The 26,280-nt window shown below is 72.4% G+C and carries 17 protein-coding genes; 6 read left to right on the top strand and 11 right to left on the bottom strand.

Annotated elements, in window-relative coordinates:
* Window positions 1–7 precede the first annotated feature (7 nt).
* The 8 genes from BT364_RS19235 to BT364_RS19200 form a co-directional block, all read right to left on the bottom strand.
* Window positions 8–1,408, bottom strand: a complete 1,401-nt coding sequence (locus tag BT364_RS19235) for a DHA2 family efflux MFS transporter permease subunit (RefSeq protein WP_072486411.1) — start codon at window positions 1,406–1,408, stop codon at window positions 8–10.
* On the bottom strand, window positions 1,405–11,379 hold the full coding sequence (locus BT364_RS19230; protein WP_072486410.1) for a non-ribosomal peptide synthetase: 9,975 nt from the start codon (window positions 11,377–11,379) through the stop codon (window positions 1,405–1,407). Before BT364_RS19230 ends, BT364_RS19235 begins: the two co-directional genes overlap by 4 nt.
* Window position 11,380: 1 nt before the next feature.
* Complete coding sequence (locus tag BT364_RS19225) at window positions 11,381–12,166, bottom strand: ABC transporter ATP-binding protein (protein WP_072486409.1); 786 nt, start codon at window positions 12,164–12,166, stop codon at window positions 11,381–11,383.
* Entirely contained in the window at window positions 12,163–13,092 is a 930-nt protein-coding gene (locus BT364_RS19220) for a FecCD family ABC transporter permease (protein WP_256260075.1), read from the bottom strand. Before BT364_RS19220 ends, BT364_RS19225 begins: the two co-directional genes overlap by 4 nt.
* Before the next feature lie 62 nt (window positions 13,093–13,154).
* Window positions 13,155–14,177 (bottom strand): FecCD family ABC transporter permease, encoded by a 1,023-nt coding sequence (locus BT364_RS19215; protein ID WP_072486407.1) that lies wholly within the window; start codon window positions 14,175–14,177, stop codon window positions 13,155–13,157.
* Window positions 14,174–15,172 (bottom strand): ABC transporter substrate-binding protein, encoded by a 999-nt coding sequence (locus tag BT364_RS19210; protein WP_072486406.1) that lies wholly within the window; start codon window positions 15,170–15,172, stop codon window positions 14,174–14,176. Before BT364_RS19210 ends, BT364_RS19215 begins: the two co-directional genes overlap by 4 nt.
* 97 nt (window positions 15,173–15,269) lie before the next feature.
* On the bottom strand, window positions 15,270–16,121 hold the full coding sequence (locus tag BT364_RS19205) for a siderophore-interacting protein (protein ID WP_072486405.1): 852 nt from the start codon (window positions 16,119–16,121) through the stop codon (window positions 15,270–15,272).
* The gene (locus tag BT364_RS19200; RefSeq protein ID WP_072486404.1) at window positions 16,118–16,357 is read right to left on the bottom strand and encodes a phosphopantetheine-binding protein; all 240 of its coding nucleotides are present in this window, start codon (window positions 16,355–16,357) and stop codon (window positions 16,118–16,120) included. Before BT364_RS19200 ends, BT364_RS19205 begins: the two co-directional genes overlap by 4 nt.
* A gap of 346 nt (window positions 16,358–16,703) precedes the next feature.
* On the opposite strand from BT364_RS19200, the gene BT364_RS19195 reads away from it, so the two are divergent.
* The 4 genes from BT364_RS19195 to BT364_RS19180 all read left to right on the top strand — a co-directional run bounded on the left by BT364_RS19195 (window position 16,704) and on the right by BT364_RS19180 (window position 21,143).
* Window positions 16,704–17,534: a 2,3-dihydro-2,3-dihydroxybenzoate dehydrogenase gene (locus BT364_RS19195; RefSeq protein WP_072486403.1), complete on the top strand. Its 831-nt coding sequence runs from the start codon at window positions 16,704–16,706 to the stop codon at window positions 17,532–17,534.
* A gap of 70 nt (window positions 17,535–17,604) precedes the next feature.
* Window positions 17,605–18,810, top strand: coding sequence for an isochorismate synthase DhbC (gene dhbC, locus BT364_RS19190; protein WP_072486402.1), 1,206 nt, complete (start codon window positions 17,605–17,607; stop codon window positions 18,808–18,810).
* Window positions 18,807–20,444 (top strand): (2,3-dihydroxybenzoyl)adenylate synthase, encoded by a 1,638-nt coding sequence (locus BT364_RS19185; protein ID WP_072486401.1) that lies wholly within the window; start codon window positions 18,807–18,809, stop codon window positions 20,442–20,444. The genes dhbC and BT364_RS19185 overlap by 4 nt, the downstream gene beginning before the upstream one ends.
* 66 nt (window positions 20,445–20,510) lie before the next feature.
* Window positions 20,511–21,143, top strand: a complete 633-nt coding sequence (locus BT364_RS19180; RefSeq protein WP_072486400.1) for an isochorismatase family protein — start codon at window positions 20,511–20,513, stop codon at window positions 21,141–21,143.
* A gap of 81 nt (window positions 21,144–21,224) precedes the next feature.
* On the opposite strand, the gene BT364_RS19175 is transcribed toward BT364_RS19180, so the two are convergent.
* Complete coding sequence (locus BT364_RS19175) at window positions 21,225–21,833, bottom strand: SMI1/KNR4 family protein (RefSeq protein WP_072486399.1); 609 nt, start codon at window positions 21,831–21,833, stop codon at window positions 21,225–21,227.
* 265 nt (window positions 21,834–22,098) lie between these two features.
* Here BT364_RS19175 and BT364_RS19170 point away from each other — a divergent pair, with 265 nt between their 5' ends.
* Window positions 22,099–23,784 (top strand): hydrogenase maturation protein, encoded by a 1,686-nt coding sequence (locus BT364_RS19170; RefSeq protein WP_072486398.1) that lies wholly within the window; start codon window positions 22,099–22,101, stop codon window positions 23,782–23,784.
* A 23-nt stretch (window positions 23,785–23,807) separates the two neighbouring features.
* Here BT364_RS19170 and hypB read toward each other — a convergent pair whose 3' ends face one another.
* Entirely contained in the window at window positions 23,808–24,599 is a 792-nt protein-coding gene (gene hypB / locus BT364_RS19165) for a hydrogenase nickel incorporation protein HypB (protein WP_072486397.1), read from the bottom strand.
* Between the two features lie 3 nt (window positions 24,600–24,602).
* Complete coding sequence (locus tag BT364_RS19160; RefSeq protein ID WP_072486396.1) at window positions 24,603–24,932, bottom strand: hydrogenase maturation nickel metallochaperone HypA/HybF; 330 nt, start codon at window positions 24,930–24,932, stop codon at window positions 24,603–24,605.
* Between the two features lie 259 nt (window positions 24,933–25,191).
* On the opposite strand from BT364_RS19160, the gene BT364_RS19155 reads away from it, so the two are divergent.
* A complete protein-coding gene (locus BT364_RS19155) occupies window positions 25,192–26,247 on the top strand; it encodes an NADH-quinone oxidoreductase subunit B family protein (RefSeq protein ID WP_072486395.1) in 1,056 nt (351 codons plus the stop codon).
* Window positions 26,248–26,280 lie beyond the last annotated feature (33 nt).

Genomic DNA, 26,280 nt, shown 5'->3' with positions numbered 1-26,280 from the left:
GGTCACGTCATGACTTCGCGGCCCGGGTCCGGGGCAGCCTCGTGGCTCCGGCGGCGGCCAGCAGACAGAAGCCGAGCACCCACCAGAAGGTGTCGCCGAACGCCCCGGAGATGTCCGGGCCGCGGGCGGACAGCCGGTTCTGCAGGACCACGGCGAGGGCAGCGGTGCCGACCGAACCGCCCACGGTGTTGAGCAGGTTGAGCGCTCCGGACGCGCGCGGGAGGTATTCGGGTTCGATGCGGCTGTAGACGATGTTCATCACGGGCGCGCCGACCATGGCCATCCCGACGCCACGGACCGCGAGGGCCAGGGCGATCACAGCGTCCGGGACCTCGTGGCCGAGCTGGGTGAACGGAACCGTACCTGCGAGAATCAGCACGATGCCGGTGACCACGAGGGTTCGCGGCGCGACCTTGTCGATGGTGCGGTTGACCAGCACCGACCCGGCCGCCGCGCCGAGCCCCTGGGGGGCCAGGAGGAGTCCGGCCCCCCACGCCGACATGCCGCGGCCGGTCTGGAAGTACAGCGGCAGCAGGAACATCGTGCCGAACACCGAGGCGCCCAGGACGAGCAGCGCGACGGCGGCGGCCCCGAAGGGTGGCCTGGCGAACAGCCGGGGGTCGACCAGCGGTGTGCGGCGGGTCCGCAGCCCGTGCACGGTGAAGCCGGCCAGCATCGCCAGCCCCGCGGTCACGCCGGCCGTGGCCGGGAGGGTGCGGCCGTGGGCCACCTCGGTCAGCCCGAACACCAGCACGGCCAGGCCGGGCGAGAGCAGCAGGGCTCCTCGCAGGTCGAATGCCGTGCGCCGGGTTGACGGCGGCACCGCGGGCACGTGGCGGCGGGCGAGCAGGACCGCGACGGCGCCGACCGGCAGGTTGACCAGGAACAGCCACGGCCATGGCGCCACCGCGAGGATGGAGCCGCCGGCCAGCGGGCCGAGCACCGGTGACAGCAGCGGGACCACCGCGACGACGCTGATCACCCGCCCGGTGCGGCCGGGGCCCGCGATCCGGGCCAGCAGGGCCTGCCCGGTGGCGGGCAGCAGCCCGCCACCGAGGCCCTGGATCACCCGGAACACGATCAGGCTGGTCACCGACCGGGCGGACGCGCACAGGGCCGAGCCGAGCAGGAACACGCCCACGGCGACGAGCCACGTCCGCCGGCCGCCGAACCGGTCGGCCAGCCAGCCGGACGCGGGCACGGCGGCGACGACGGCCAGCAGGTAGGCCGTGGTGACCCACTGGATTTCGGCGACGGAGGCGCCGAAATCGTGGGCCAGGCCGTCGATGCCGACGCTGACGATCGTGGCGTCCAGTGTGGCCATGAAGGTGCCGAGCACCAGAATGAACGCGGTCCTCAGCAACTGCTTGTCCACGCGCTCGGCCGGTGGCGCGGTGTTCCGGCTCATCGGCCCTCCAGCAGGTCGCGCACGTCGTTGTCGAGGTGCTTGTCCAGGGTGCGGAGCAGGTCGAGCAGTTCCTCGGCGAGCCCGTCGGCGTCCGTGCCGGCCCGGTGGGCGAACACGCCGGTCCAGCCGTCCCCGTCCGGCATGACGGTCAGGGTCACGGGGTGGTGCGTGGACTCCCGGAAGCGGGTTGCGACGACCGTGAGCCCGGGGGCGGGTTCACGGAGCCGGTCCGGGTCGACCGGGTAGTTCTCGAACACCACCAGGCTGTCGAACAGCCTGCGCCGCCCGGTCAGCCGTTCCAGGTCGGGCAGGGCCACGTGGTGGTGCTCGATCAGCGCCCGCTGCCGGCACTGGAGTTCGGTGAGGGTGTCGGCGAGGGTGCCGTCGAGCCGTGCCCGGACCGGCACGGTGTTGGCCAGCAGCCCGATGATCTCCTCGACGCCCTCCAGCTCCGGGGGCCGGCAGGAGACCATGGCGCCGAAGCAGACGTCGGCATGGCCGGACCGCCGCGCGAGCAGCACCGCCCACGCGCCCTGCACCAGTGTGTTCCGGGTCAGACCGCGCCGGGCGGCGAGGCGCGTGAGGTCGGCCACCAGCGCCGCGTCGAACTCGATGACCTCGGGTTCCTGCCACGCCGGACCGGGTTCGCCGCCGCCCAGGTAGTCGCCCTCGGGCAGTCCGTCGAGTTCGGCCGCCCAGGCGCCGAGGTCGGGCTCGTGCTCGGCGCACCAGCTCAGGTAGTCGGCGAACGGCACGGGGGCCGGCAGATCCGGAGCCTCGCCGCGCACCCTCGCCGTGTAGAGGGCGAACAGCTCGGTGAGGATGCGCGGGGCCGACCAGCCGTCAAAGAGCGCGTGGTGGCTGGTCAGGACCAGGTCGGCACGCTCGGGGCCGCGCCGGATCACGGTCAGGCGGAAGAGCGGGCCCCGGGCGAGATCGAACGGCTCGGCGAGGTCGGCCGCCAGCACCTCGTCGGCCGGCCCGTCGCAGACGCGGAAGTCCGGCCGGGGCGATGTGGGGATCACCGCCAGGGAGGCGGGGAACACGGCGCCCAGGTTCGGGTGACGGGCCAGCAGGTCGTCGCCCGCGGCCCGCAGGGCGTCGGTGTCGAGCCGGCCGGCGAGGGAGAACGCCGACTGCACGGTGTACGGGTCGGGGCGCTCGGTGCGCGAGTGCCGCAGTATCACCTCCTGCAGCGGGGTGAGCGGCTGTACGCCGGCGACCGGGCGGTCCCGGTCGAGCGGCCCGATCTCCGGTGCGGCGGCGATCCGCAGCAGAGCGGTCCGCAGGTGCCCGGCCAGGTCCTCGACCTCGGCGGCGGTGAACAGCGCGGACGGCCAGGTGATCCGGACCCCGAGCGCGTCGTCGCGCACGAGGGCGTTGACCATCAGGCTGTACGGCAGGGGCATCGCGTCGGAGCCGCCCGAACCGAGCGGGTCGGCGTCCGGGGGCGCCTGCCACGGCGTCTCCCGGTCCGGGGCGCCGGGGTACTGGCCGAGGTAGTTCCAGGCGATCTCGGGTTCCACGGGGTCCAGGAGGCCCGCCGCGGTGAGGATGCCGTGGCCGAGGCCGTCGCCCTGCGCGCGCAGCCGCTCCCTGACCACCGTCACGTCGTCGCCCGCGTCGAGCCGCACGGGATGGACGGCGGTGAACCAGCCGACGGTCTGGGACAGGTCGACCTCCCGCGGGCGGCCGTGGCTCTCCAGCGCGACCAGCACCTCCGGCGTCCCGCGCCAGGCCCCTACGGCCTGGGCGAGCGCCGTCAGCAGCACGGCGTCCGGGGTGGTGCGGTGGGCGGCCGGCAGGTTCGTGATCAGGGCACGGGTCGACTCGGCGTCGAGCGCGATCTCGTGGTGCGTCGCGGTGGCCACGGTGTCCCGGGCCGGGTCGAGCGGGCGGGTGAGGGCCGGTGTGGCGCTCATCCGCTGCCAGTGCGGCAGTTCGGCCCGCCGGTCGGCGTCGCGCAGCGAACGCGCCCGGCCGAGGAACGACTGGCCGTGCCGGGTCAGTGATCCGCCGGAGTGGGCGTGTTCCAGGTCGTCCAGCAGGATGCGCCAGGACACGCCGTCGACGACCAGGTGGTGAGCGACGAGGACGAGCCGGCCCGGCCGGTCCGGTCCCGCGTCCACCCAGATCACCCGCAGCACGGGGCCGGTGCGCGGGTCCATCGACTCCCGGGCGGCGGCGATCCCGGAGTCGACGGTGGCCCGCAGGTCGTCCGCCGCCCGTACGCGGGTCAGCACCTCGGCACCGGTCACCGCGCCGACCGGCGGGATGTGCAGCATGTCGCCGGCCAGGCGGGCCCGCAGCACGTCGTGACGGGCCAGGAGGTCGTCGAGCACGGCCTGCCAGGTCGTCTCGTCGCCGCCCGGCGGGACGCAGATCTCCACCCACTGGCAGAATCCGTCCGCGGCGGCCCCCGCCCGGCGCAGCAGGTCCCGCATGACCGGGGTCAGCGGTGCGTCCCCGACGGCGGGTGCCTCACCGCCGTCGAGGGCGCGCGCCCGCGCCGCGATCCCGGCGACCGTCGCTCCCTCGAAGACGTCCCGCGGGGTCAGGCCGAGCCCCTGGCGCCGGACTCGCGAGACGAGCTGAAGCGAGACGATGCTGTCCCCGCCGATGTCGAAGAAGCTGTCGTCGGGGCCGATGTCGTCGGTGCCCAGGACGTCGCGGAACACCCCGAGCAGCACCGCCTCCGCCTCGGTGACGGGTTCGCGCCGCGCGGTGACCGCGGTACCGGGGGCCGGCAGCGCGGCGGAGTCGAGCTTGCCGCCGGGGCTCAGCGGCAGCCGGTCGATCGGCACGAACGCCGTCGGCACCATGTGGTCGGGCAACTCCCCGGCCAGGTACGCGCGCAGCCGTGCGAGGTCCAGGTCGGCGTCGTCGGTCGGGACGACATAGCCGACGAGCCTGCCCTCCCGCATGATCACGGCGCAGGCGCGCACATCGGGGTGGCCGGTCAGAGCGGACTCGATCTCGCCCGGCTCGACGCGGAAGCCGCGGACCTTGACCTGGTGGTCGGCGCGGCCGAGGAAGACCAGCTGTCCGTCCGGCCGCCACCGCACCAGGTCGCCCGTTCGGTACATCCGTTCGCCCGGCGGGCCGAACGGGTCGGCCACGAAACCGGCGGCGGTCAGGGCGGGCCGGCCGAGGTAGCCGCGGGCCAGGCTCGGCCCGCCGAGGTACAGCTCGCCCGTCACGCCGACGCCGACCGGCTGGAGCCCGCCGTCGAGGACGTACGCGCGGACGTTGGGGTCGGGGCGGCCGATCGGCAGTGGCCCGGCGTCGTCCGGGTCGTAGTGCCAGGTCGTGGAGTTGATCGTGACCTCGGTCGGGCCGTAGGCGTTGAACAGCGCCCGGCGGCCCCGGCCCCAGCGTCGCGCCAGCTCCGGGTCGAGGCGCTCGGCGCCGACGACGAAGAGCACGTCGGGGTCGACGGTGCGGTCGTCGGGCATCGCAGCCAGGAACGAGGGAAGCAGGTTCACTCCGGTCACCCGGTGCTCGACGATGTAGTCGAGCAGTTCGTCGCCGGGGACGCGCACCTCCTCGGGCGCGATCACGGACGTGCCGCCGGAGAGCAGGGGCACCATGGTCTGCCAGAACGCGACGTCGAAGCCGGTCGACGCGAAGTGCAGGTACCGGTCGTGCTCGGTGACCCCGACGACCTCCTCCTGCAGCGCGATCAGGTCGGGCACTCCCCGGTGGGTCACGCCGACGCCCTTGGGCCGCCCCGTGGTTCCGGAGGTGTAGATGACGTAGGCGAGCGCGTCCTCGGTGAGCCCGGCGCGGGCCTCGGCCGGGTCGGTGTCCGGTACGGACGCGAGGGTGGCCGGGTCGTCCAGCCGCAGGACCGGGATCTCACGGTCGACGGGCAGTTCGGCGCCGGTCGTCACGGCCGCGGCCGGGGCGATGTCGTCGAACATGTGGGCCAGCCGCTCGCGCGGGTAGCTCGCGTCCATCGGTACGTACACGGCGCCCGCCTTGGCCACGCCGAACAGTGCCACGGTCATCTCGACGTCGCGGCCGAGCAGGACCGCGACCGGGTCCTGGGGCCGTACCCCTCGCGCGATGAGCGCCCGGGCGAGCCGGTTGGCCCGCCGGTCCAGCTCGCCGTAGCTGAGGCTGCGGTCCCGGCAGACCAGGGCCTCGCCACCGGGCTTGCGGCGCACCCAGGCGGCGAACTCCTCCAGCCAGTGGCCGCGGGCCCTGGCGGGGACGACATCGGTGCCGGTACGCAGCATCCGCGCCCGCTCGTCGGCGTCGAGCGCGGGCAGCCGGATCGCGGGCCGGGCCGGGTCGTCGACGATCTCCCGCAGGAGGTTGCGGAGCCAGCGGCCGTAGTCGCGCACGGTCGCCGCGGCGAAGGCGCGCGGCTGGTAGCCGAGGCCGATGGTGATCTCCTCGTCCGGGATCACGATGACGGTCAGCGCGTAGTGCGTGGCGTCGGTGATGTCCACCCCGGCCAGATCGAGTCCGGGGGCGAGCGGAGTGCGCTTCCGGCTGGAGAGCGGGAAGTTCTCCATGACCAGCATCGTGTCGAACAGCTCGCCGATGCCCACCGCCCGCTGGATCTCGGGCAGGCCGACATGGTGGTGCTCGGCCAGTAGGACGCTCTCGGCGTGCACCTGTGCCATGAGGTCCAGCGCGGTCTGGTCCTGGGTGTGCCTGACGCGTACCGGGACCGTGGTGCCGAGTTGACCGATCATCGACTCGACGCCGTCGACCTCGGCGGGCCGCCCGGACACCGGGCAGCCGAAGACGACGTCGCGGCGCCCGGTGAGTCTGCCCAGCAGCAGACCCCACGCCGTCTGGAGCACGGTCGTCAGGGTGACTCCCCGCTCACGGGCGAACGCGCGCAGCCGGTCACTGAACGCGCGGCCCAGCGCGACGCTCTCGCGGCCGGGGCGTTCGACGCCGGTCCCGGTGCTCGCGGGTGCCAGCCGCGTCGCGTCGTCGACGCCGGCCAGCGCGTCCAGCCACGCGGCGAGCGACGCCTCCCGGTCCCGGCCCGCCAGCCACCGGAAGTACTCCGAAAGCGGCGGGGCGGCAGGTGCGGCGGGGCCGCCGCTCAGCTCGGCGTAGATGGCGAGCAGGGTGCGACCGACCAGCGGCATCGACCAGCCGTCGAGCAGGGCGTGGTGGTTCGTGATCACCAACTTGTGCTCGGCGGGCCCGACCCGGGACAGCAGGAAGCGGATCAGTGGCGGCCGGGCCGGGTCGAAGGGGCGCTCCAGATCGGCGCGGGCCGCTTCGGGAAACCGGTCGTCCTCCCGCCAGTCCAGGGCGACATCGGCGGGGACCACCTGCACCACGTCGTCCCCGGCCGTGCCCAGGTACACGCGCAGAGCGGGGTGGCGGCGCAGCAGTTCGCGCGCGGCCTCGGCCATCCTGGCCGGCGCCAGTTCGCCGGCCAGGGTCGTCACGGCCTGGACGACGTAGACGTCGGTGTCGTGGTCGTCGCGGACCAGGGTGTGGAAGGACAGCCCGACCTGCAGGGGTGTGGCGGGCAGTACGTCGGCGATGCGGCCGGTGCGTTCGAGGACGTCGATGGCGGTCTGGTCGAGGTCGACCAGCGGCAGGTCCGACGGGGTGAGCCCGCCCGGGGTGTGGAGCGCGTGCGCGGCCAACGCGTCCAGGGCCGCGGCCCAGGACTGCTGGAGGGCCTGCACGGCGTCGGTGCCGAGCACCCCGGTCGCGGCGGTCCATTCGACGGCGAGCCGTGGCTCGTCCTCCTCGTGGACGAAGCAGTTGAGGGCCAGCACCTGTTCCAGGGCCTTGGCGTCGGGCTCGATCACCGAGAAGGCGTCGTGCTCCGGGAGGCGCCATCCGGTGCCGGTCAACGGGGCGAATCGCCCCAGGTAGTTGAGCAGCACGTCCGGTGGCGGGGTGGCCGCGAGCTCGCTGCCGGCCTCCGGGTCGAGGTGGCGCAGGACGCCGTAGCCGACACCGCCGTCGGGGACCGCGCGCCGGGCCTCCTTGGCTGCGCGGAGCGCCTGCCCCACGTCGTCGGAGGCGGGGACGCGCACCGGGTACTCGCTGGTGAACCAGCCGACGGTGCGGGACAGGTCGAGGTGTTCGCGGCCGTGGCCCTCCATCGAGACGGTCACCGCGTCGCCGCGCAGGCCCCAGCCCCGCAGGGCGAGCACGAGCGCGGCCAGCAGTACCTCGTCGACACCGGCGCGGTACGCCGCGGGCAGGGTGGTCAGCAGCGCCTCGGTGGCCTCGGCCGAGGCCACGGTGACCGACCGGTGGGCGGTCGCCACCGTGTCGCGCGTCCGGTCCAGCGGCCGGGCGCCCAGCCTGGACGCGGAGTCGAGCGCGGTCCGCCAGTGGTCGAGTTCGCCGCGCCGTGCGCCGGATTCCCCCTGGCCGGCGAGGAGCAGGGCGTGCCGCCGCCAGGACGCCCCGACCGGTTCGAGAGTGCCGCCCGTGCAGGCCGTGTGCAGGTCGGGCAGCAGGATGCGCCAGGACACGCCGTCCATGGCGAGGTGGTGCACGACGACGACCAGCCGGTCCGACGTGTCGTCGTCGGTACGGAGCAGGGCTGCCCGCAGCAGGTCGCCCGACCGCGGGTCGAGTTCTCCCGCCAGCCGCCGGGCCAGGGCCGTCACGTCCTCGCCGTGGACCTCGCCGACAACGGCCCGTACCAGGCCGCGGGGCAGTGTCTCCAGGCCGTCGGCCGCCCGCAGCCGCAGGGCGTCGTGGTGGTCGAGCACGGCCTGCACGCCCGTGACCAGGTCGTCGTGGTCGAGTCCGTCGACCCGCAGGGCGGTCCACTGCGCGTATCCGGCGACGACGTCCACGTCGGGATGCGGGGCGAGCAGATCGTGCACGATCGGCGGGGCGGGCACGGGCCCGACCGGGTCGTCCACCGGCTCGGGAGTCTCCCCCAGCAGCTCGGCGGAGGCTGCCAGAGCGGCGAAGCTGCGGCGTGCCAGCAGGTCCCGCGGCCGCAGTCCGAGGCCCGCCGCCCGCAGTCTGCTGCTGACGGTGATCGCGGTGATGCTGTCCCCGCCGAGGGCGTAGAAGTCGTCGTCCACGCCGACCCGTTCGGCATCGAGCGCCTCGGCGAGGACCGCGCACAGCAGCCGCTCCCGCTCGGTGCTCGGCTCCCGGCCGCCGCCGGGCAGCGCGGGTGCGGGCAGGGCGGCGCGATCGAGCTTGCCGTTGGGTGTGACCGGCAGCCGGTCCAGCACCACCACCGCCCCGGGCACCATGTGCTCGGGCAGCCGCTCGGCCAGGCGGGCACGCGCCCCGTCCCCGGTGACCGAGGTGGACACGACGTAGCCGACCAGCCTGGACGACCGCACCGCGGCGGCCGCCGCGGTGACCCCGGGCACCGCGGCGAGCGCTGCCTCGACCTCGCCGGTCTCCACCCGGTGGCCGCGGATCTCGACCTGTCCGTCGCCCCGGCCCCGGTACTCCAGGCCCCGGCCGGGCACCCAGCGGGCCAGGTCGCCGGTGCGGTACATCCGCTCGCCCGGCGCGCCGAACGGGTCGGCGACGAAGCGCTCGGCACTCGCCCCGGGCCTGCCGAGGTAGCCGCGGGCCAGGTGCGGCCCGGCCAGGTACAGTTCGCCCGCCGTGCCGTGCGGCACCGGCTGCAGCGCGCTGTCCAGCACGTAGATCCGGGTACCCGCGAGCGGGTGGCCGATGGTCGGTTCGCCGCCGTCGATCCGCGCGCTGGTGCTGTCCACGGTCGCCTCGGTCGGCCCGTACATGTTGCGCGCGGTGACCCCCGACTCGGCGACCCGCCGCCACAGCGCGGGCGGGGTGGCCTCTCCGCCGAGGACCAGCAGCGTCGGCCGCAGGTCCAGCAGGCCGGCGTCGACCAGTGGCGAGGCCATCGACGGTGTGGTGTCCACGATGTCGATGCCGTCGCGGGTGTACGCGGCGAGCAGGGCGTCGGCGTCGCGGGCGGTCTCCGTGTCGTAGACGTGCAGTTCGTGCCCGCACAGCAGCCACACCAGGTGGTCCAAGGCGGAGTCGAAGGCGAACGAGTAGGTGTGGGCGGCGCGCAGCCGTCTGCCCGCGGCCCGTTCGGCCTCGGCGACGACCGTCGACCGCTGGTGGTGCAGCAGCGCGGCCAGGCCGCCGACCCGGCCGAGCACGCCCTTGGGGCGTCCGGTCGACCCGGAGGTGTGGATGACGTAGGCGAGGTGCTCGGGGTGCCGGGGCGCGGCCGGTTCGTCGGCGGTCAGGGGAGTGCCGGACAGCCCGGCGGCCTCGGCGAGCAGGGTGTTCCACGGCAGTCCGTCTGTCGCACCGGCGGTCAGTACCAGCGCGGGGCGGGTGTCGTCGATCAGCTCGCGCAGCCGCTCGGGCGGGTGCGCGGCGTCCAGGGGCAGGAACGCGGCGCCGGCGTCCAGCACCGCCAGCAGGGCGACCACCGAGTCGGCCGAGCGCGGCAGCGCGAGCGCCACGACGTCGTCGGCCCCGATCCCGCGCGCCCGCAGGGCACGGGCCAACTGGTGTACCTGGCACGCCAGTCCGGCTGCGGACAGCCGGTCATCCCCGCAGACCAGGGCGGTACGCCCGGGGTCGGCGGCGGCCATCGCGTCGAAGGCGGTCGGCACGTCCACCGGTGTGCCGGGCAGCACGGGCGGGCACCAGTCGCTCAGCAGCCGGTCCACGTCGTCGGTCAGGGCGATCCGTCCGACGGGCAGGCCCTCGGTCAGCCCGGACAGCAGTGCCCGGAGCCCGGACAGCAGACCGTCGACCGCGGCCTGGTCCTTGGAGCGGGCGTCGACCTCGAAGCCGAGCAGCAGCCCGCCGTCACGGGTCGGCAGGACGCTGAGGCCCATGTCCTCCGGCGGACCGCCCGCGACGTTGCGCATCACACCTGCGGCACCTGCGAAGTCGAGCGCCAGGTCGAACGCCTTGAGGTTGATCCCGCGCCCGTGCAGCAGCGCGCCCGCGCCGGGCGCCGCGAGGTCCCGGGGCAGGTCCTCGCCCCGGTACCGCTGGTGGTCGCTCATCTCGCGCAGGGCGGCGGCGACCCGCCGGCTCAGCTCCACGAGGTCGTCCCCGGCGCGCACGGTCACCCGCAGCGGCAGCACATTGACCGCCATGGCGGGGGTGCGCAGTTCGGTCGAGCCGGCCCGGCACATCAGCGGCAGCGCGAACACCACATCGGTGCGGCCCAGCATGCGGTGCAGGAAGGCGGCGTAGCCGGCGATCAGCGCCTCGCCCCAGGTGACGCCGACCCGGTCGGCGAAGGCGCGCAGCCGGGCCGTCTCGTCGGGGGTGACGACGGCGCGGGCGGTCAGGGTGCGGCCGGGCAGACCGGCGGCGGCGCCGGGATCACCGGGATCGCCGAGGTCGGGCAGCGGGGTGAACCGCTCGACCCAGTACGCGCGGTCCTCGGCGCACCGGTCGCTGTCCCGGTAGGCCCGGTCGGCGGCGACGAGGTCGGCGAACCGGCCGAACGTCGACCGCGGCACCTCGGTCCCGCGTACCAGGGCGGTGTAGCGGGCGGCGGTGCGGCGGGCGAGCATGGAGGCGGTGTAGCCGTCGAAGACCAGGTGGTGGCCGAGCTGGGTGTACCAGACCTCGTGGTCCGAAAGCTTGATGACGGTACGTGAGCAGAGCACCCGGTCGACCATCCCCCGGCACGCCTCGGCGGCCCGCCCTCGCTCGTCCTCGACGAACGCCTGGGCCACGGCCGCGGGATCGGCCGCACCGCTGACGTCGATCACCTCGGGCAGCCCGACCGGTTCCCCGCTCACCGCCTGCCGCGGCCCGTCCGGGGTGTCGTACACCCGCAGCCGCAGGGTCTCGGCCTCCTCGGTGGTCGCCCGGACCGCCTCCGCCAGCGCGTCCACGTCGACCGGCTCGCTGCCGGATATCTCCACCACGTCGCCGACCACGTAGTACGGCGAGTCGGGTTCGAGGCGCTGCGCGTTCCAGATGCCCAACTGGGCGCCGGTCAGGGCGAGAAGGCCGTCCGAGGGCACGCTTGCGGGGCTCAACTTACTCTCCTTGAAGTGTGGGAACGACCATCGGTGTGCCGGTCACCGGGTCGGGGACGATGACGCTCGGCAGGTCGAACACGTCCTTGATCAGCGCGGCGTCCACGATGTCCCCGGGGTCGCCCTCGGCGATCACCCGGCCGTCCTTCATGGCGACCAGGTGATCGGCGAACCGGCATGCCTGATTGATGTCGTGCAGGACCGCGACCACCGTGCGGCCCTCGTTGCGCAGCCTGGCCAGCAGGCCGAGCAGTTGGTACTGGTGCGTGATGTCGAGAAACGACGTCGGTTCGTCGAGCAGCAGGTAGGGCGTCCGCTGGGCGAGCACCATGGCCATCCACACCCGCTGCCGCTGTCCGCCGGACAGCTCCTGCACCGGCCGGCCGGCCAGGTCCTCGACACCGGCGGCAACCATCGCCTCGTCGACGGCCGTCTCGTCCTCCCGCGACCACAGCGCCAGCATCGACTGGTGCGGGAACCGCCCCCGGCCCACCAGCTGCCGGACCTTGATGTCGTCGGGTGCCAGCGGGTCCTGCGGCAGGAAGCCGAGCTTCTTGGCCAGTGCCTTGGTCGCGTAGCCGCCGACCTCGCGGCCGTCGAGTTCCACGTGCCCGGAATCCGGGCGCAGCAGCCGGACCAGCGCGCTCAGCATGGTCGACTTGCCACAGCCGTTGGGGCCCACGACGGCGGTGAACGCACCGTCGGGGATGTCGAGGCTCAGACGTGTGGCCACGATCCGGTCTCCGTAGCGCAGGGTGATCTCCCGCGCCGTCAGGCGTGCGGTCATGCGCGCCTCACCTCCTTGGTCAGCAGCCAGATCAGGTAGCAGCCGCCGATCGCGGTGCTCACCACGCCGACGGGCAGCGCGACGGGCGCCAGCAGCATCTGGGCGATCAGGTCGGCGCCCTGGAGCAGCACCGCTCCGGTCAGCGCGGCCGGGAGCAGTGGTACCCCGGCCGCGCCCGCGAGCCTGCGGCCGATCTGCGGGGCGGCCAGGGCGATGAACGCGATCGGGCCGGCCACCGCGGTCACGGTGGCCGTACAGCCGACGCCGACCAGCACCATCAGCAGCCGCAGCCGGTCGAGCCCGACCCCGGTGGTCACCGCGATCGCGTCGCCGAGCGATGCCTGGTGCATGGCGTGCGCCCTCGTGGTCATCAGGATCAGCAGCACGGCGATCACCGAGAACGGAATCCCCAGGTCGGCCCAGCCCACGCCGTTGAGTGAGCCCGCGCTCCAGCCGACGGCGGCGATCGCCACCTCCAGCTCCGCGCGCAGCACGATCCACGAGTTGATCGCGGTCACCATCGCGTTGAACGCGATTCCGATGACCACCAACCGCATCCCGGAGAAGCCCCGTTCGAACGACAGCAGGTAGATCGCCGCCGCGACGGCCAGCCCGCCGACCACCGAGCCGACGGCCAGTTGGGCGGACGTGCCCGACAGCACGGTGAGGGCGACCAGGGCGCCGGTGTAGGCGCCCGCGTCGAGGCCGATGACGTCCGGGCTGCCCATCGGGTTGCGGGTGAGGTTCTGGAAGATCGCCCCCGCCACCCCGAGCGCGGCGCCGAAGACCAGCCCGGCCAGCACCCGTGGCAACCGCCAGTCCCGGATCACCACGGAGTGTTCCGCCCCGGTCAGCACGGCGAACACCCTGCCGGGGGAGGACCACGAGGCGCCGTAGCACAGCCCGAGCAGGCCCAGGCCCAGCATCAGGGTCACCAGCACCGCGACGAGCAGCACCGTGCGGCTTTCGACTCTCGAACCGAGTACGGTCACAGCGATCCCGCCCCGTAGCGACGGACGGCCCAGATCAGCATGGGGCCGCCGAGGAACGCGGTCACGATGGCCACCGGCACCTCACCGGTGGGCAGCAGCACCCGCGACCCGATGTCGGCGACCAGCAGCAGGATCGGGCCCAGCACCATCGTGTAGAGGATCAACCACGGGACCGAACCCGCCGCCGGCCTGCGTACCAGGTGCGGCACGATCAGCCCGACGAACAGGATCGGCCCGGCCACCGCCGTCGCCGCCCCGCTGAGCACGGTGATCAGCACCAGGGCGGCGGCCCGTACCCGGCCCACACCCGCGCCCAGTGTCAGGGCCACGCTCTCGCCCAGTGTCAGGGCGTTGAGCGCCCGGCTCAGCAGCAGCGCGCCGAGCAGGGACACGGCGATCGCGGTCAACGGCAGTGCCAGCGGTGCCTGTTCACGGCCCGCCAGCGACCCGACCGACCAGAACCGGTAGGCGTCGAAGACGTCCGGGAGCATCAGCCGCATGCCCAGCGCGACGCCGCCCAGCACCGCGGTCAGGGCCACACCGGTGAGCACCAGGCGCAACGGTGAGCGCTGCCCGACCGCGGCGACCAGCAGGGCCGCGAGCACGGATCCGGCGATCGCGAAGCCCAGTTCGCCCGCCTGTCCGCCGGCCAGCCCGAGCGCCGATCCGACGGTGACGGCGAACCCGGCGCCCGCGGTGACCCCGAGGATGCCGGGCTCGGCCAGCGGGTTGCGGGCCAGCGTCTGGATCAGCGCGCCGGCCACCGCGAGCGCGGCGCCCACCGCGATGGCCAGCAGCGCGCGCGGCGCCCGGATGTCGCGCACGATCACCTGGTCGTCGGTGCCCTGGTGGTCGAACAGTGCCCGCACGACCTCGGCGGGCGGAACGTGGCGGGCCCCGATGCCCATGCCGAGCACGGCGATCGCTGCCAGCAGCAGCAGTCCGCCGACGAGCAGGCCGATCCGTGGCCCGGCTCGCCCGGTTCTCGCCGTCCGGGAGGCGCGGCCCGCGACGGTCACCGGTTCAGCAGCGGAGCGAGCGACTTGTCGATCGCGTCCAGGGTCCGAATGGCCTCGCCGTAGGTCGCGGCCTCGGTGCAGCGGAACGGGAAGGCCTTCCCGGCCTTGACGGCGGGCAGGTTCTTCCAGAGCTTCGAGTCCAGGACGTACTGGACGGACTTGGGGATGCTGCCGTCGGCGTTGACCGAGTACGTCATGACGTCGGCCTCGCGGAAGGCGGCCGGGAGCTCCTCGATGGACGGGTACTCGCTGACCGCTTGCGAACCGGGGCCGGGCTTCTTGACCTTGCCGTAGTACTTCGCGCCGAGGTCCTCGGCGATGTTGGTGCCCCACGAACCGTTGAACTCGCGCTGGAAAGTGCCCTTGGCGGCGTCACCGTACGCGCCGACGTGACCCAGCTTGAGCTGGGGCAGCACGTCCTTGTACTTCTTGGCCAACTCTGCGGCCCTGGCCTCGTACTTGTTCTTCGCGACATCGAACTGCTCGAGTGCGCCCGCGGCGTCGGCCTGCTTGTGGGACAGCTCGCGCCATGCGGAGGGCACGGTCGGACCGATCGCCACGACCGGGGCGATCGACTCCAGCCGCTTGATGTCGATGTCGCCGAGCACCGGTGCGGGCACACCGATGACGATCAGGTCGGGATCGGCCTCGGCGACGGCCTCGTAATTGGTCTCGGCGGCCTGCTCGCCCGCCACCTTGGTGAGCTTCTTGTACGTGGCCAGGTCTTCCTTGGTCATCATCGGCTCACCGCGCTTCCACGACGAGATCCCGACGAGAGGCGCGCCGGCCTCGATCATGACGGGCACGGCATAGCCGGTGGCCACCACGCGCGTCGGATCGGCGGGGATGGTGATCTTGCCGTTGTCCGCGGCGAACACGCGGGTCTTCCCCTTGCCGGCGGCGTCCGACCCGCCCTCCGACGACGACCCGCACCCGGTCAGGACGAGGGCCAGCGACACGGCGCCGGCCAGGCCGATCGATCTGCGTATGGACATGTGGTGCTCCTTGCTGGTTGAGGCCCGTCCTGTTCGACGGCCTTGTGGTGGTACGACGGGGAGGCGGCGTCACGCCTGCCCCTGTCCGACCGGCCGGTCAGTGGTCGTCCTCGTCGAAGTCGGCGACGCCGCGCTTCCAGTAGCCGGTGATGTCGTGATCGGCCCGGTCCAGGAGCAGTTCGTCGCGGACCCAGCGGCGCAGCGGCTTGATCTGTCCCGCCTCACCCGCGACCCACACGTACACCCGTTCCCCCTCGGGCACGGTCACGGCGGTCACGGCCGTTGCCAGCGCGTCGCCGGCGCCCGCCGGCAGATCGCCGCGGTGCAGCCAGCGCACTTCGACGCCGTCGGGCGCGGACAGCTCGATCTCCTCTGCGGCGTCGGCGACTTCGACGAACGCCCAGCCCTTCGCGCTCCTGGGCAGTTCCTCCAGCCATCGCGCGATGGCGGGCAGGGCCGTGATGTCGCCCGCGAGCAGGTATCGGTCGTAGCTGTGCGGGACGATCAGTCCACCGGGCGGCCCCGCGACGTGCACGATGTCGCCGGGCCGGGCCGCACGCGCCCAGTCCGATGCGAGGCCGCCGTCATGCGCGGCGATGTCGATGTCGATCTCGCCCGCCACCGGGTCGTGGCGGCGCACGGTGTACTCCCGCGAGGTGGGCGCCGGCCGCGGCCAGCGCAGCATCGCCCCGTTCGGCTCGGGCAGCCGCAGCGTGCCGTCCGGATCCGGGAAGATCAGTTTCACGTGTTCGTCCGGTGAGTGGGCCTCGAACCCCTCGGTGTCCGCCCCGCCCAGGGTCACCCGCAGCAGGCCGGCGCCGACCGTGACCACGCGTACGACTTCGGTCGCCCGGATTCCGATCGGGTAGCCCACCTTCTCGGCATGGAGACCCGCCCGGACCTCCGCGATCCGGTCCAAGTGCCGGTGGCGGTGGTCGACCCGGCTCATGCGGCATCGCCCGTCAGAAGTGCCGTCCAGTGCGCCAGTTCGGGCTGCTCGGCCAAGTCGGGAAACTCCAGGGTGACCGCTCCGGCGGCACGCCAGCGCCCGACCAAGGTCATGATCCGCACCGAGTCCAGGCCCAGGTCGACCAGATTCTCCTCGGGCGCGATCTCGGCGGGGTCGCAGTCGAGGAGTTCCGCGACGTCTGCTCGGACGCGTTCGGGCGACAAGGTCTGATGCATCGGGTTGCTCCTGCGGGATGGGCGCCGACAGCGCGGTCGACGCGTCGGCGGTGGTGGTCACGACGCCAGGGCGCGGGGCGACGTGCGCCCGGTCGTGGCGTGGGGGGAGAACGGGAGAAGACGGCGGCCTCGACGGGACGCCGACACCCCCACCTCGAACATAGGCAAGGCTAACCTAACTTATTGACGCCGAACGCGTGACCCGGGATCCGGCGTCGCACACCCCCCTGCCCCAACTCCGCCCGCGCGACCATCCGTCATGTCGCCGCACACCCCACCGATACACCTCCATCGACAGCAATAAGTTAGGTTACCCTTGCCTAACTTTCCCCACAGGAGGTTGCTCATGCCTGAGCACATACCGGGCAGAAGCGGCGAGTTCGACGGCCGCACTGTCCTGGTGACCGGTGCCGCACAAGGCATCGGGGCGGCTGTCGCCGAGTTGTTCGCCGGCCTCGGCGCCCGGGTGGCCGCCACCGACTGCGCGCCGGACGGCATCGAGGCCCTGGCCGCGGAGTGGAACCGGCGACAGGAGAAGAACCCGGGCGGCGACTGCGCGGCAGGCCGTCTGGAGACGTACGTCATGGACGTCACCGACCGGCCCTCGGTGGAGCGCACCGTGGCGCGTGCCGAGCGCGAACTCGGCCCCGTCGACGTACTCGTGAACGTCGCGGGCATCCTTCGCACCGGCCCCGCCGCCGAACTCTCCGCGAAGGACTGGTCGGACACCTTCGCGGTGAACACCAGCGGTGTCTTCCATGTCTCGCAGACCCTCGCACCTCTGATGGCCGGCCGCGGCAACGGCTGCGTCATCACCGTCGGTTCCAACGCCGCCGGGATTCCTCGCACCGGTATGGCCGCCTACGCCGCGTCGAAAGCTGCCGCCGTCATGTTCACCAAATGTCTGGGCCTCGAACTCGCCCGCAGCGGAGTGCGCTGCAACGTGGTCGCCCCCGGCTCCACCGACACGGCGATGCAACGCGCTCTGTGGACCGACTCCGGTGCCGAGCGGCGTGTCGTCGACGGGGACCCGGCGACCTACCGCACCGGCATACCGCTCGGCCGCATCGCCGCCCCCGAGGACATCGCCGAGGCCGTCGCGTTCCTCGCCTCGGACCGCGCCCGCCACATCACCCTGCAGGAGCTGTACGTCGACGGCGGCGCCACCCTGCGCTGAACGGTCATCGGTTCATCCGTACCCCGCATCCACCGCACCCACTGACGGAACCATCGAGAATGGAGCCCCCGTGTCGACGGCACCCCAGGTCGCCACGCACGTACCCCCGGCTGATCCGACCCACCCGGCCGTAGGCGCGGCCACTTCGTTGCTGGACGCCTACACACCGGGGGACCGCTTCCTCGCCACCCCTGGCCGCACCCTGCTGGCACACGGTGCGGCACGCCCTGTGCCGCACGACGGGAGACCCTTGGACGACCGGGTGAAGGCCACCCTGGCCGAGGCCGGCGCGGCCGGACAGCAATCGCCCGTGGTCATCGGCGCCGTCCCGTTCGGCCACGGGGCACCGGCCGCCCTGAGCGTGCCGGCGGCACTGCGCGTCGCGCCACCGCTCGCCTCCGATCCGCTGATCGCCCTGCCCGTCGGTGTGTCCGGCTCGGCGGACTGGCGGATACGCCCGGTTCCCGGCCCCGAGGTCTACGGAGCGGGCGTGGCCTCGGCCGTGGAGCGCATGTGGCGCGGGGAGTTCAGCAAGGTGGTGCTCGCCCGCACCCTCGAACTCACCTCCCCCGCCCCTCTCGACCTGCCCACGATGCTCCAGCGCCTGGCCCGCCGCGACCCCGTCGGCTACACCTTCGCGCTGCCGACGGGGGCCGGCCGCACCCTCATCGGCGCCAGCCCGGAACTGCTGGTCTCCCGGCAGGGGCAACAGGTGGTCGCCAATCCGCTCGCCGGGTCGACCCCGCGCAGCACCGACCTCGCCGAGGACGTCCGCCGGGCCGCCGCGCTGCTTGAGTCCGTGAAGGACCTGCACGAGCACGCCGTCGTCGTGGATGCCGTCCACCAGGCCCTGGCCCCGCACTGCACGGAGCTGACCGTCCCCGCCCGGCCGACGCTGATCCGCACCGCCACCATGTGGCACCTGTCCACCACGGTGACCGGCACGCTCGCCTCCCCCGACACCTCGGCCCTGGCGCTCGCCTGTGCCCTGCATCCGACTCCCGCCGTATGCGGCACCCCGACCGCAACAGCACGTCGGGTCATCGCGGAGACCGAGCCGTTCGACCGCGGTTTCTTCACCGGGGTGGTGGGCTGGGGCGACGCCTTCGGTGACGGCGAGTGGGTCGTCACGATCCGCTGCGCCGAGGCCGAGCAGCGCACACTGCGCCTCTACGCGGGGGCCGGCATCGTGGCGGCGTCCGAGCCCGAGGCGGAGACCGCCGAGACGGCAGCCAAGTTCCGTACGTTTCTCAGTGCCTTGGGAGCCGAACTGTGAACCTCGACGACGCACCCACCTGGCCGCCCGATTTCGCCGAACGGTACCGGGCCGCGGGCTGGTGGCGCGGGGAGACGTTCGGCTCCATGCTCCGGGAGCGCGCCGAGGCGCACCCGGACCGGATCGCCGTGGTCGATCCCGTCGCGGAGGTCCGGTGGAGCTACGCGGAGCTGGACCGGCGCGCCGACCGGCTGGCCGCCGGCTTCCTCACCCGGAACATCACCAAGGGCGACCGCGTCGTGGTGCAACTGCCCAATATCGCGGAGTTCTTCGAGGTCGTCTTCGCACTGTTCCGGATCGGCGCGCTGCCCGTCTTCGCGCTGCCGGCCCACCGCGAGACGGAGATCTCGTACTTCTGCGAGTTCACCGAGGCGGTCGCGTACGTCATCGCGGCGGAGCACGGCGGCTACGACTACCGTGAACTGGCGGCCAAGACCCGCGCCGGAGCGGGAACACTGCGGCATGTGTTCGTCGCCGCCGGGGACCCGGGCGAATTCGAGGCTCTGTCCGACGTGGCGGAGGATCCGGTGAGCTGCGCCCCTCCGCGCCCGGACGACCTGGCCTTCCTCCAGTTGTCCGGCGGGAGCACCGGCGTACCGAAACTCATTCCGCGCACCCACGACGACTACATCTACTCGCTGCGCGGATCCAACGACATCTGCGGTGTCGACGAGAACAGCGTGTACCTCTGCGTGCTGCCCGCGGCCCACAACTTCCCGCTCTCCTCACCCGGTTCGCTCGGCACGCTCTACGCCGGCGGACGCGTGGTGCTGTGCCCGCAGCCCTCGCCCGAGGTGGCCTTCCCGCTGATCGACCGGGAGCGGGTCACCCTCACCGGGCTGGTCCCGCCGCTGGCCCTGTTGTGGACCCAGGCGGCGACCACCACCGCGTACGGCCTCAGCAGCCTCGACGTCCTGCTGGTGGGTGGCGCCAAGTTCAGCGAGGAGGCGGCGCGGCGGGTCGGGCCGGCGTTCGGCTGCACCCTGCAGCAGGTCTTCGGGATGGCCGAGGGACTGGTCAACTACACCCGGCTGGACGACCCGGTCGAGGTGATCGTCACCACCCAGGGGCGGCCCATCTCGCCGGACGACGAGATTCTGGTCGTCGACGACGAGGACCGCGAGGTCGCACCGGGCGAGACGGGCCACCTGCTGACGCGGGGGCCCTACACGATCCGCGGCTACTGGAGAGCACCGGAACACAACGCCCGCTCATTCACCGAGGACGGCTTCTACCGCACGGGCGATGTCGTCCGGGTCACCGCGAGCGGGCACATCGTCGTCGAGGGACGCGCCAAGGACCAGATCAACCGGGGCGGCGAGAAGATCGCCGCGGAGGAGGTGGAGAACCACATCCTCGCCCACCCGTCCGTGCACGACGCCAATGTGGTGGCCGAGCCCGACCCGTACCTGGGCGAACGCATCCGCGCGTATGTGATCCTGCGCCCGGGCGCGGCTCCGCCGAAGCCGGCCGACATCAAGCGGTTCGTACGCGAACGGGGCCTGGCGGCGTACAAGGTGCCGGACCGGGTCGAGTTCGTGGACGTGTTCCCGCAGACCGGTGTCGGGAAGATCTCCAAGAAGGACCTGCGGACCGCCGCGGCTCGCAGCGCCGCCATCTCCCCGAACACCTGACCCAGGACCGGACCTGCCCGGCCTCCCCCTCTCCCCCAACCCGCCTCCGAACGGAATCCCAGCACCATGGCCCTGCCCGCCATCACCCCGTACCCCATGCCGACCGCGGATGAGCTGCCCGCCAACCGGGTCGAGTGGACCGTCGACCCCGCGCGCGCGGTGCTCCTCGTCCACGATCTGCAGAACTACTTCCTCTCGGCCTACGATCGTCAGGCTTCGCCGATCCCCGAACTTCTTTCGCACGTTGCGGAGTTGAAGAAGGAGGCGAGGCGTCTCGGCGTACCGGTGCTCTATACCGCGCAGCCCGGCGGCCAGAGTGCGGTCGAGCGCGGTCTGCAGCAGGACTTCTGGGGTCCGGGACTGCCGGCCGAGCCGGACGCCGCCGCCATCGCGGATGCCGTCGCGCCCGAGGAGGGTGACACGGTGCTCACCAAGTGGAAGTACAGCGGTTTCGTCCGCACCGATCTCCTGGAGAGGCTGCGCGAGCAGGGCCGCGACCAGATCGTCGTCTCCGGCGTCTACGCCCACATCGGCGTCCTCATGACCGCGTGCGACGCCTGGATGCAGGACATCCAGGCGTTCGTGGTGGCCGACGCGGTGGCCGACTTCTCCGCCGAGGACCACGCGATGGCACTGCGCTGGGCGGCCGGCAAGTGCGCCGTCGTCACCAGCACCCGATCCGTCTTCGAAGGGAACTGATGACGTCGCCCGACGAGCGCGGCTACCGGTCGCCGACCACAGCGGCGAGTTCGTCGAGCAGGGCGGTGACAGCGGCATCCGTCATGCGACAGCCGCCGGCGGTCTCGGAGATACGCCCTCACGCACCGTGGCCAGGGCGTCGATCCGGTCCTCCTCCGAGGTGTCGTAGACGGACTCGTCGACCAGCCCCGTGACGAAAGCCTCGAAGTTCTCCGCGACCGAGGTGATGGCGAAGTCGCCCTCCTGGTCGACGTGGACCACGGCCGGCTCGCCGTCCCTGCCGCACGCGCGGTAGTCGAGGGCGAGCATGTCGTGGCCGGCCGATGGTGTGTCGGCGAAGTACACACCGATGTCGGGGTACTCCCACATGTCGGTCCAGAACCGGCTACCGAACTCACCGCCGAGCGACTGCGGCCTTGTCCGTCCGATGCCTCTGATGCCGGTGATCACGATGTGGTCGTCGGCCCAGGAGGTCGGCTCGGCCATGGGGAAGTGGTCCCGGTTGGGAACGCCGCCGTTGTGCGCGGTCATCAGCGCGATGTACGAGTCGGGCAGCCGGTATCCACCGAGCTCCTCCTCCACCGACGCGATCAGCTCCTGCGTGGGTGGGTTCTCCTCCACGTACTCCTTCAGCGCGTACGCCGAATCGTCCCAGAACCCGGCTACGTCGAAGCCCTCGAAATGTTCCATTGTGCCCTCCCAGGTCCGCCCGCACAGCGATCGTACGTTCGCAGGCGCGAGCACGACGCACTTCACCCTCGACGGCACCGCCGACGACCACAGCTCACCTGCCACAGCACTTGGCCTGTGCCTCGCGAGCGAAATCGCGCGTCGGCTCACCGTTCGCTGTGTGCTTCGGGTGAATTCCCGGCATGTTCCCGCCGAGTGAGTTCCGCCGAGCAGGCGTCCACGCTCACGCTCGATCAGGACGGACCGCAGCCACCGGGAGATCGCCGTGCACATCCTGCTTGTCGCAAGCGCCTTCAACAGCCTCACCCAACGTGTCCAGGCGGAGCTGAGGGACCACGGGCACTCCGTTGCCGTGCAGCTCGCACACGAGGAGGGCCCGGTCCGGGAAGCCGTTCGCCGGGAGTGTCCGGACCTTGTTGTGGCGCCGTACCTGAAGACCGCGATTCCGAGGGACGTCTGGTCGGTCCACACCTGTCTCGTCGTCCATCCGGGGCCGGTCGGCGACCGCGGGCCCTCTTCCCTGGACTGGGCCGTCCACGAGGGAGCGGACCGCTGGGGCGTCACCGTACTTCAGGCGAACGCGGAGATGGACGCGGGCGACGTCTGGGCGTCCGTGACCTGTCCGCTGCCCCCTGCGGGCAAGAGCGACCTGTACCGCAACGAGATCTCGGACGCCGCCGTGGAGGCGGTGCTCGTGGCGGTCGGACGTTTCACGTCGGGGACGTACACCCCGGTGCCGCAGGCCTCCGGCGCCGGCGAAGGCTGCCGCCCCCTGTTCCGGCAGTCGCTGCGTCGCATCGACTGGCAGTCGGACTCCACCGCGACAGTGGTCCGTAAGCTCAGGGCGGCGGACTCCCAGCCCGGTGTGCTCGACGAGTTGCTGGGCGGCGAGTGGTTCCTGCACGGCGGGTACCCCGAGTCCCGGCTGGGCGGGCGTCCGGGGGATGTGGTGGCCACCCGGGACGGCGCGATCTGCCGGGCGACCACCGACGGCGCGGTGTGGATCCCCGAGCTGCGGCCGCGGCGGGCGCCGGGCGGCCCGGCCACCTTCAAGCTCCCCGCCACCTCGGCGCTGGCCGGGCGGCTGTCCGCCGTGCCCGAGCGGCCGGCTCCGGTGCACCGGACCGGGGACGACGACACCTGGTCCGAGATCGGCTACCGGGAGGAGGCCGGGACCGGCTTCCTGTCGTTCTCGTTCCGTGGCGGAGCGATGAGCACGGCGCAGTGCCGACGCCTGCTGCGCGCCTACCGGTTCGCCTGCTCCCGGCCCACCTCGGTGCTGGTCGTCGGCGGAGGCCGGGACTTCTTCTCCAACGGCATCCACCTCAACGTGATCGAGGCGGCGGCCGATCCCGGCGCCGAGTCCTGGGCCAACATCAATGCCATGGACGACCTGGTGGAGGCGGTGCTGACCACCACGGACCGGCTCGTCGTCGCCGCCCTGGCCGGGAACGCCGCAGCGGGCGGGGTGATGCTGGCCCTCGCCGCCGACGAGGTGTGGTGCAGGGCGGGCGCGGTGTTCAATCCGCACTATCGCCTGATGGGGCTGTACGGATCGGAGTACTGGACGTACACGCTGCCGCGGCGGGTGGGTGCGGCGGCGGCCGGCCGGCTCATGCGGGACGCCCTGCCGGTCAGCTCCACCGCGGCCCACCGGCTCGGGCTGGTCGACAGGGTGATCCCGTGCGCCCCTCGGTCGTTCGACTCCGAAGTCGGCGCCCTGGCGACCCGCCTGACGGCCCTGCCCGCGACGCAGTCCCGGATCCACGCGAAGAAGGAGGAGCGGGACCGGGTCGACCTGGCCCCGTACCGGGAGGCCGAACTCGCCCGCATGCACCGCATCTTCGCGGACCCGCACCACCCGTACCACGGGCTGCGCCGGGCCTTCGTCCGCAAGGAGCGCCCCGCGCCCGGCACCGGGGTCCCGCAACCCCCGGTCCCCCGGGACTGACCGCGGTGCGGCCGGCGGAGCGGCTACCGCTGCTCCGCCAGCCAGTCGTACCAGTGGGCCAGGCCCTCGCCGGTGGTCGCGGAGACCGTCAGCACGCGCACGTCCGGGTTCACCGAGCGCGCGTGCCGGACGCACTGCTCCACGTCGAAGTCGACATAGGGCAGCAGATCGGACTTGTTGATCAGGATCAGGTCGGCGGCGGCGAACATGTACGGGTACTTCAACGGCTTGTCCGTGCCCTCGGTGACCGAGATGATCACGACCTTGCTGCGCTCCCCCAGGTCGAACAGGGCGGGACACACCAGGTTCCCGACGTTCTCCACCATGAGCAGCGAACCCTCGGCCGGGGACAGCGCCGTGAGGGCGTCCCGCATCATCTCCGCGTCCAGGTGGCACCCCGCCCCCGTGTTCACCTGCACCACGGCGCAGCCCGTACGCCTGATCCGGTCGGCGTCGAGCCTAGTCTCCTGATCGCCCTCGACGACGGCCACCGGCCGACGGCCGCCGAGGTCGGTGACGGCGCGTTCCAACAGGGTCGTCTTGCCTGCGCCCGGCGAGCTCATCACGTTCACGGCCACGACGCCGCGGTCGGTCATCCACCTCCGGTTGCGCTCCGCGAGCAGGTCGTTCTTGGCGAGTACCTTCTGCTCGATGGTGACGGTCTCACCGGCTCCACTCGGCTGACGACGCTCGTGCGGATGAGGGTGCGCGCCCGGATGCGGATGCGGATGTCCGTGGTCCGGTGCACCGTCCTCCCGCAGCATCACGATCCTGGTCCCGCCGGACTCCTCGGCACAGCCGCAGGTACCGCACATGGTTCAGCCCACTTCCATGGAGACGATCTGCAGTTCCTGTCCCGATGTGATCTCCACATCCGCGCTGCCGCAGGGACACAGCAGAATCAGGTCGGTCAAGGTGAATTCGACGGCACAGGTGCGGCAGCGGCCGGCGCCGGGCGGCTGGTCGATCTCCAGCTGCGCGCCCTCGGCGGCGGTTCCCTCCGTGACCAGGCCGAAGCAGAACCGCATCGAGTCGGGCACCACGGCCGTGAGCACGCCGACGCGGACGCGGACCGATCGGACCGGACGCCCCCCGGCGCGTTCGCACACCGAGTCGACGACGCTCTGTGTGATGGCCAGCTCGTGCACCGGTGCCTCGTCCTTCCGCGGGTGGCTCCGACCGTAGGGCCACGGGAGGACCGTGGCGCCGTCCGACGGGACCGGTCCCCCGCCCGGATCACCCGAGCGGCCGACCGCATGCCGTCATTCGGACCCCGGTGACGGGGCGGTGCGGCGAATTCCCCTGTTGCCGGTGCCCGCGAATCGAGGCGTGATGGTAGCAATGTGCGCATACCCACCTGTGGGGGCCGACGGCCGGTAGGCCGTCATCCTGAAAGGCGGCACTGCCATGCCGACAGAGGAAGCGGTAAAGGCGGAGGACACACTGATCCACGTGCTGTGGATCAACGCAGGACTGAGCTGTGACGGCGATTCCGTCTCCCTGACCGCCGCCACACAGCCGAGCATCGAGGAGATCGCGCTCGGCGCCCTGCCGGGACTTCCGCAGATCGCCGTCCACTGGCCGCTCATCGATTTCGAATGCGGTCCGAACGGCGGCGCCGACGATTTCCTCGAATGGTTCTTCAAGGCCGATCGCGGAGAACTGGAACCGTTTGTTCTTGTGGTCGAGGGATCCATTCCGAACGAACGGTTGCACGACGAGGGCTACTGGTGCGGGTTCGGCAACGACCCCGCCACCGGCCAGCCCATGACGACCAGCGAGTGGCTCGACCGGCTGGCTCCGAAGGCGACCGCGGTCGTCGCGGCCGGCACCTGCGCGACGTACGGCGGCATCCACGCCATGGCGGGCAACCCGACCGGCGCAATGGGGGTTCCCGACTACCTGGGCTGGGACTGGAAGTCCAAGGCCGGCATCCCGATCGTGTGCGTCCCCGGGTGCCCGATCCAGCCGGACAACCTCTCGGAGACGCTCACCTACCTGCTCTACATGGCCACCGACCAGGCACCGATGATCCCGCTCGACGACGCGCTGCGGCCGACGTGGCTGTTCGGGTCGACGGTCCACGAGGGCTGCGACCGTGCCGGGTACTACGAGCAGGCCGACTTCGCGACGGAGTACGGCTCGCCGAAGTGCATCGTCAAGCTGGGGTGCTGGGGCCCTGCGGTCAAGTGCAACGTGCCCAAGCGCGGCTGGATGAACGGCATCGGCGGCTGCCCCAATGTCGGCGGCATCTGCATCGGCTGCACCATGCCCGGGTTCCCGGACAAGTTCATGCCGTTCATGGACGAGCCCCCCGGCGGAAAGCTCTCGACCAACGCGGTCGGCCTGTACGGGTCGACGATGCGGCGGCTGCGCCACCTCACCACCCACACCCTGGACCGCGAACCGAAATGGCGTCGGCCCGGCGGGAAACTCACGACCGGCGCCACACGCACCTGGTGAGCGACCACATACATCACCGCAACGGACAGAAGG

It is taken from the genome of Streptomyces atratus (assembly GCF_900119365.1).
Classification (GTDB): Bacteria; Actinomycetota; Actinomycetes; order Streptomycetales; family Streptomycetaceae; genus Streptomyces; species Streptomyces atratus_B.
Note: the sequence above shows the minus strand (reverse complement) of the source record. Positions and strands in the feature narration are given on the sequence as shown.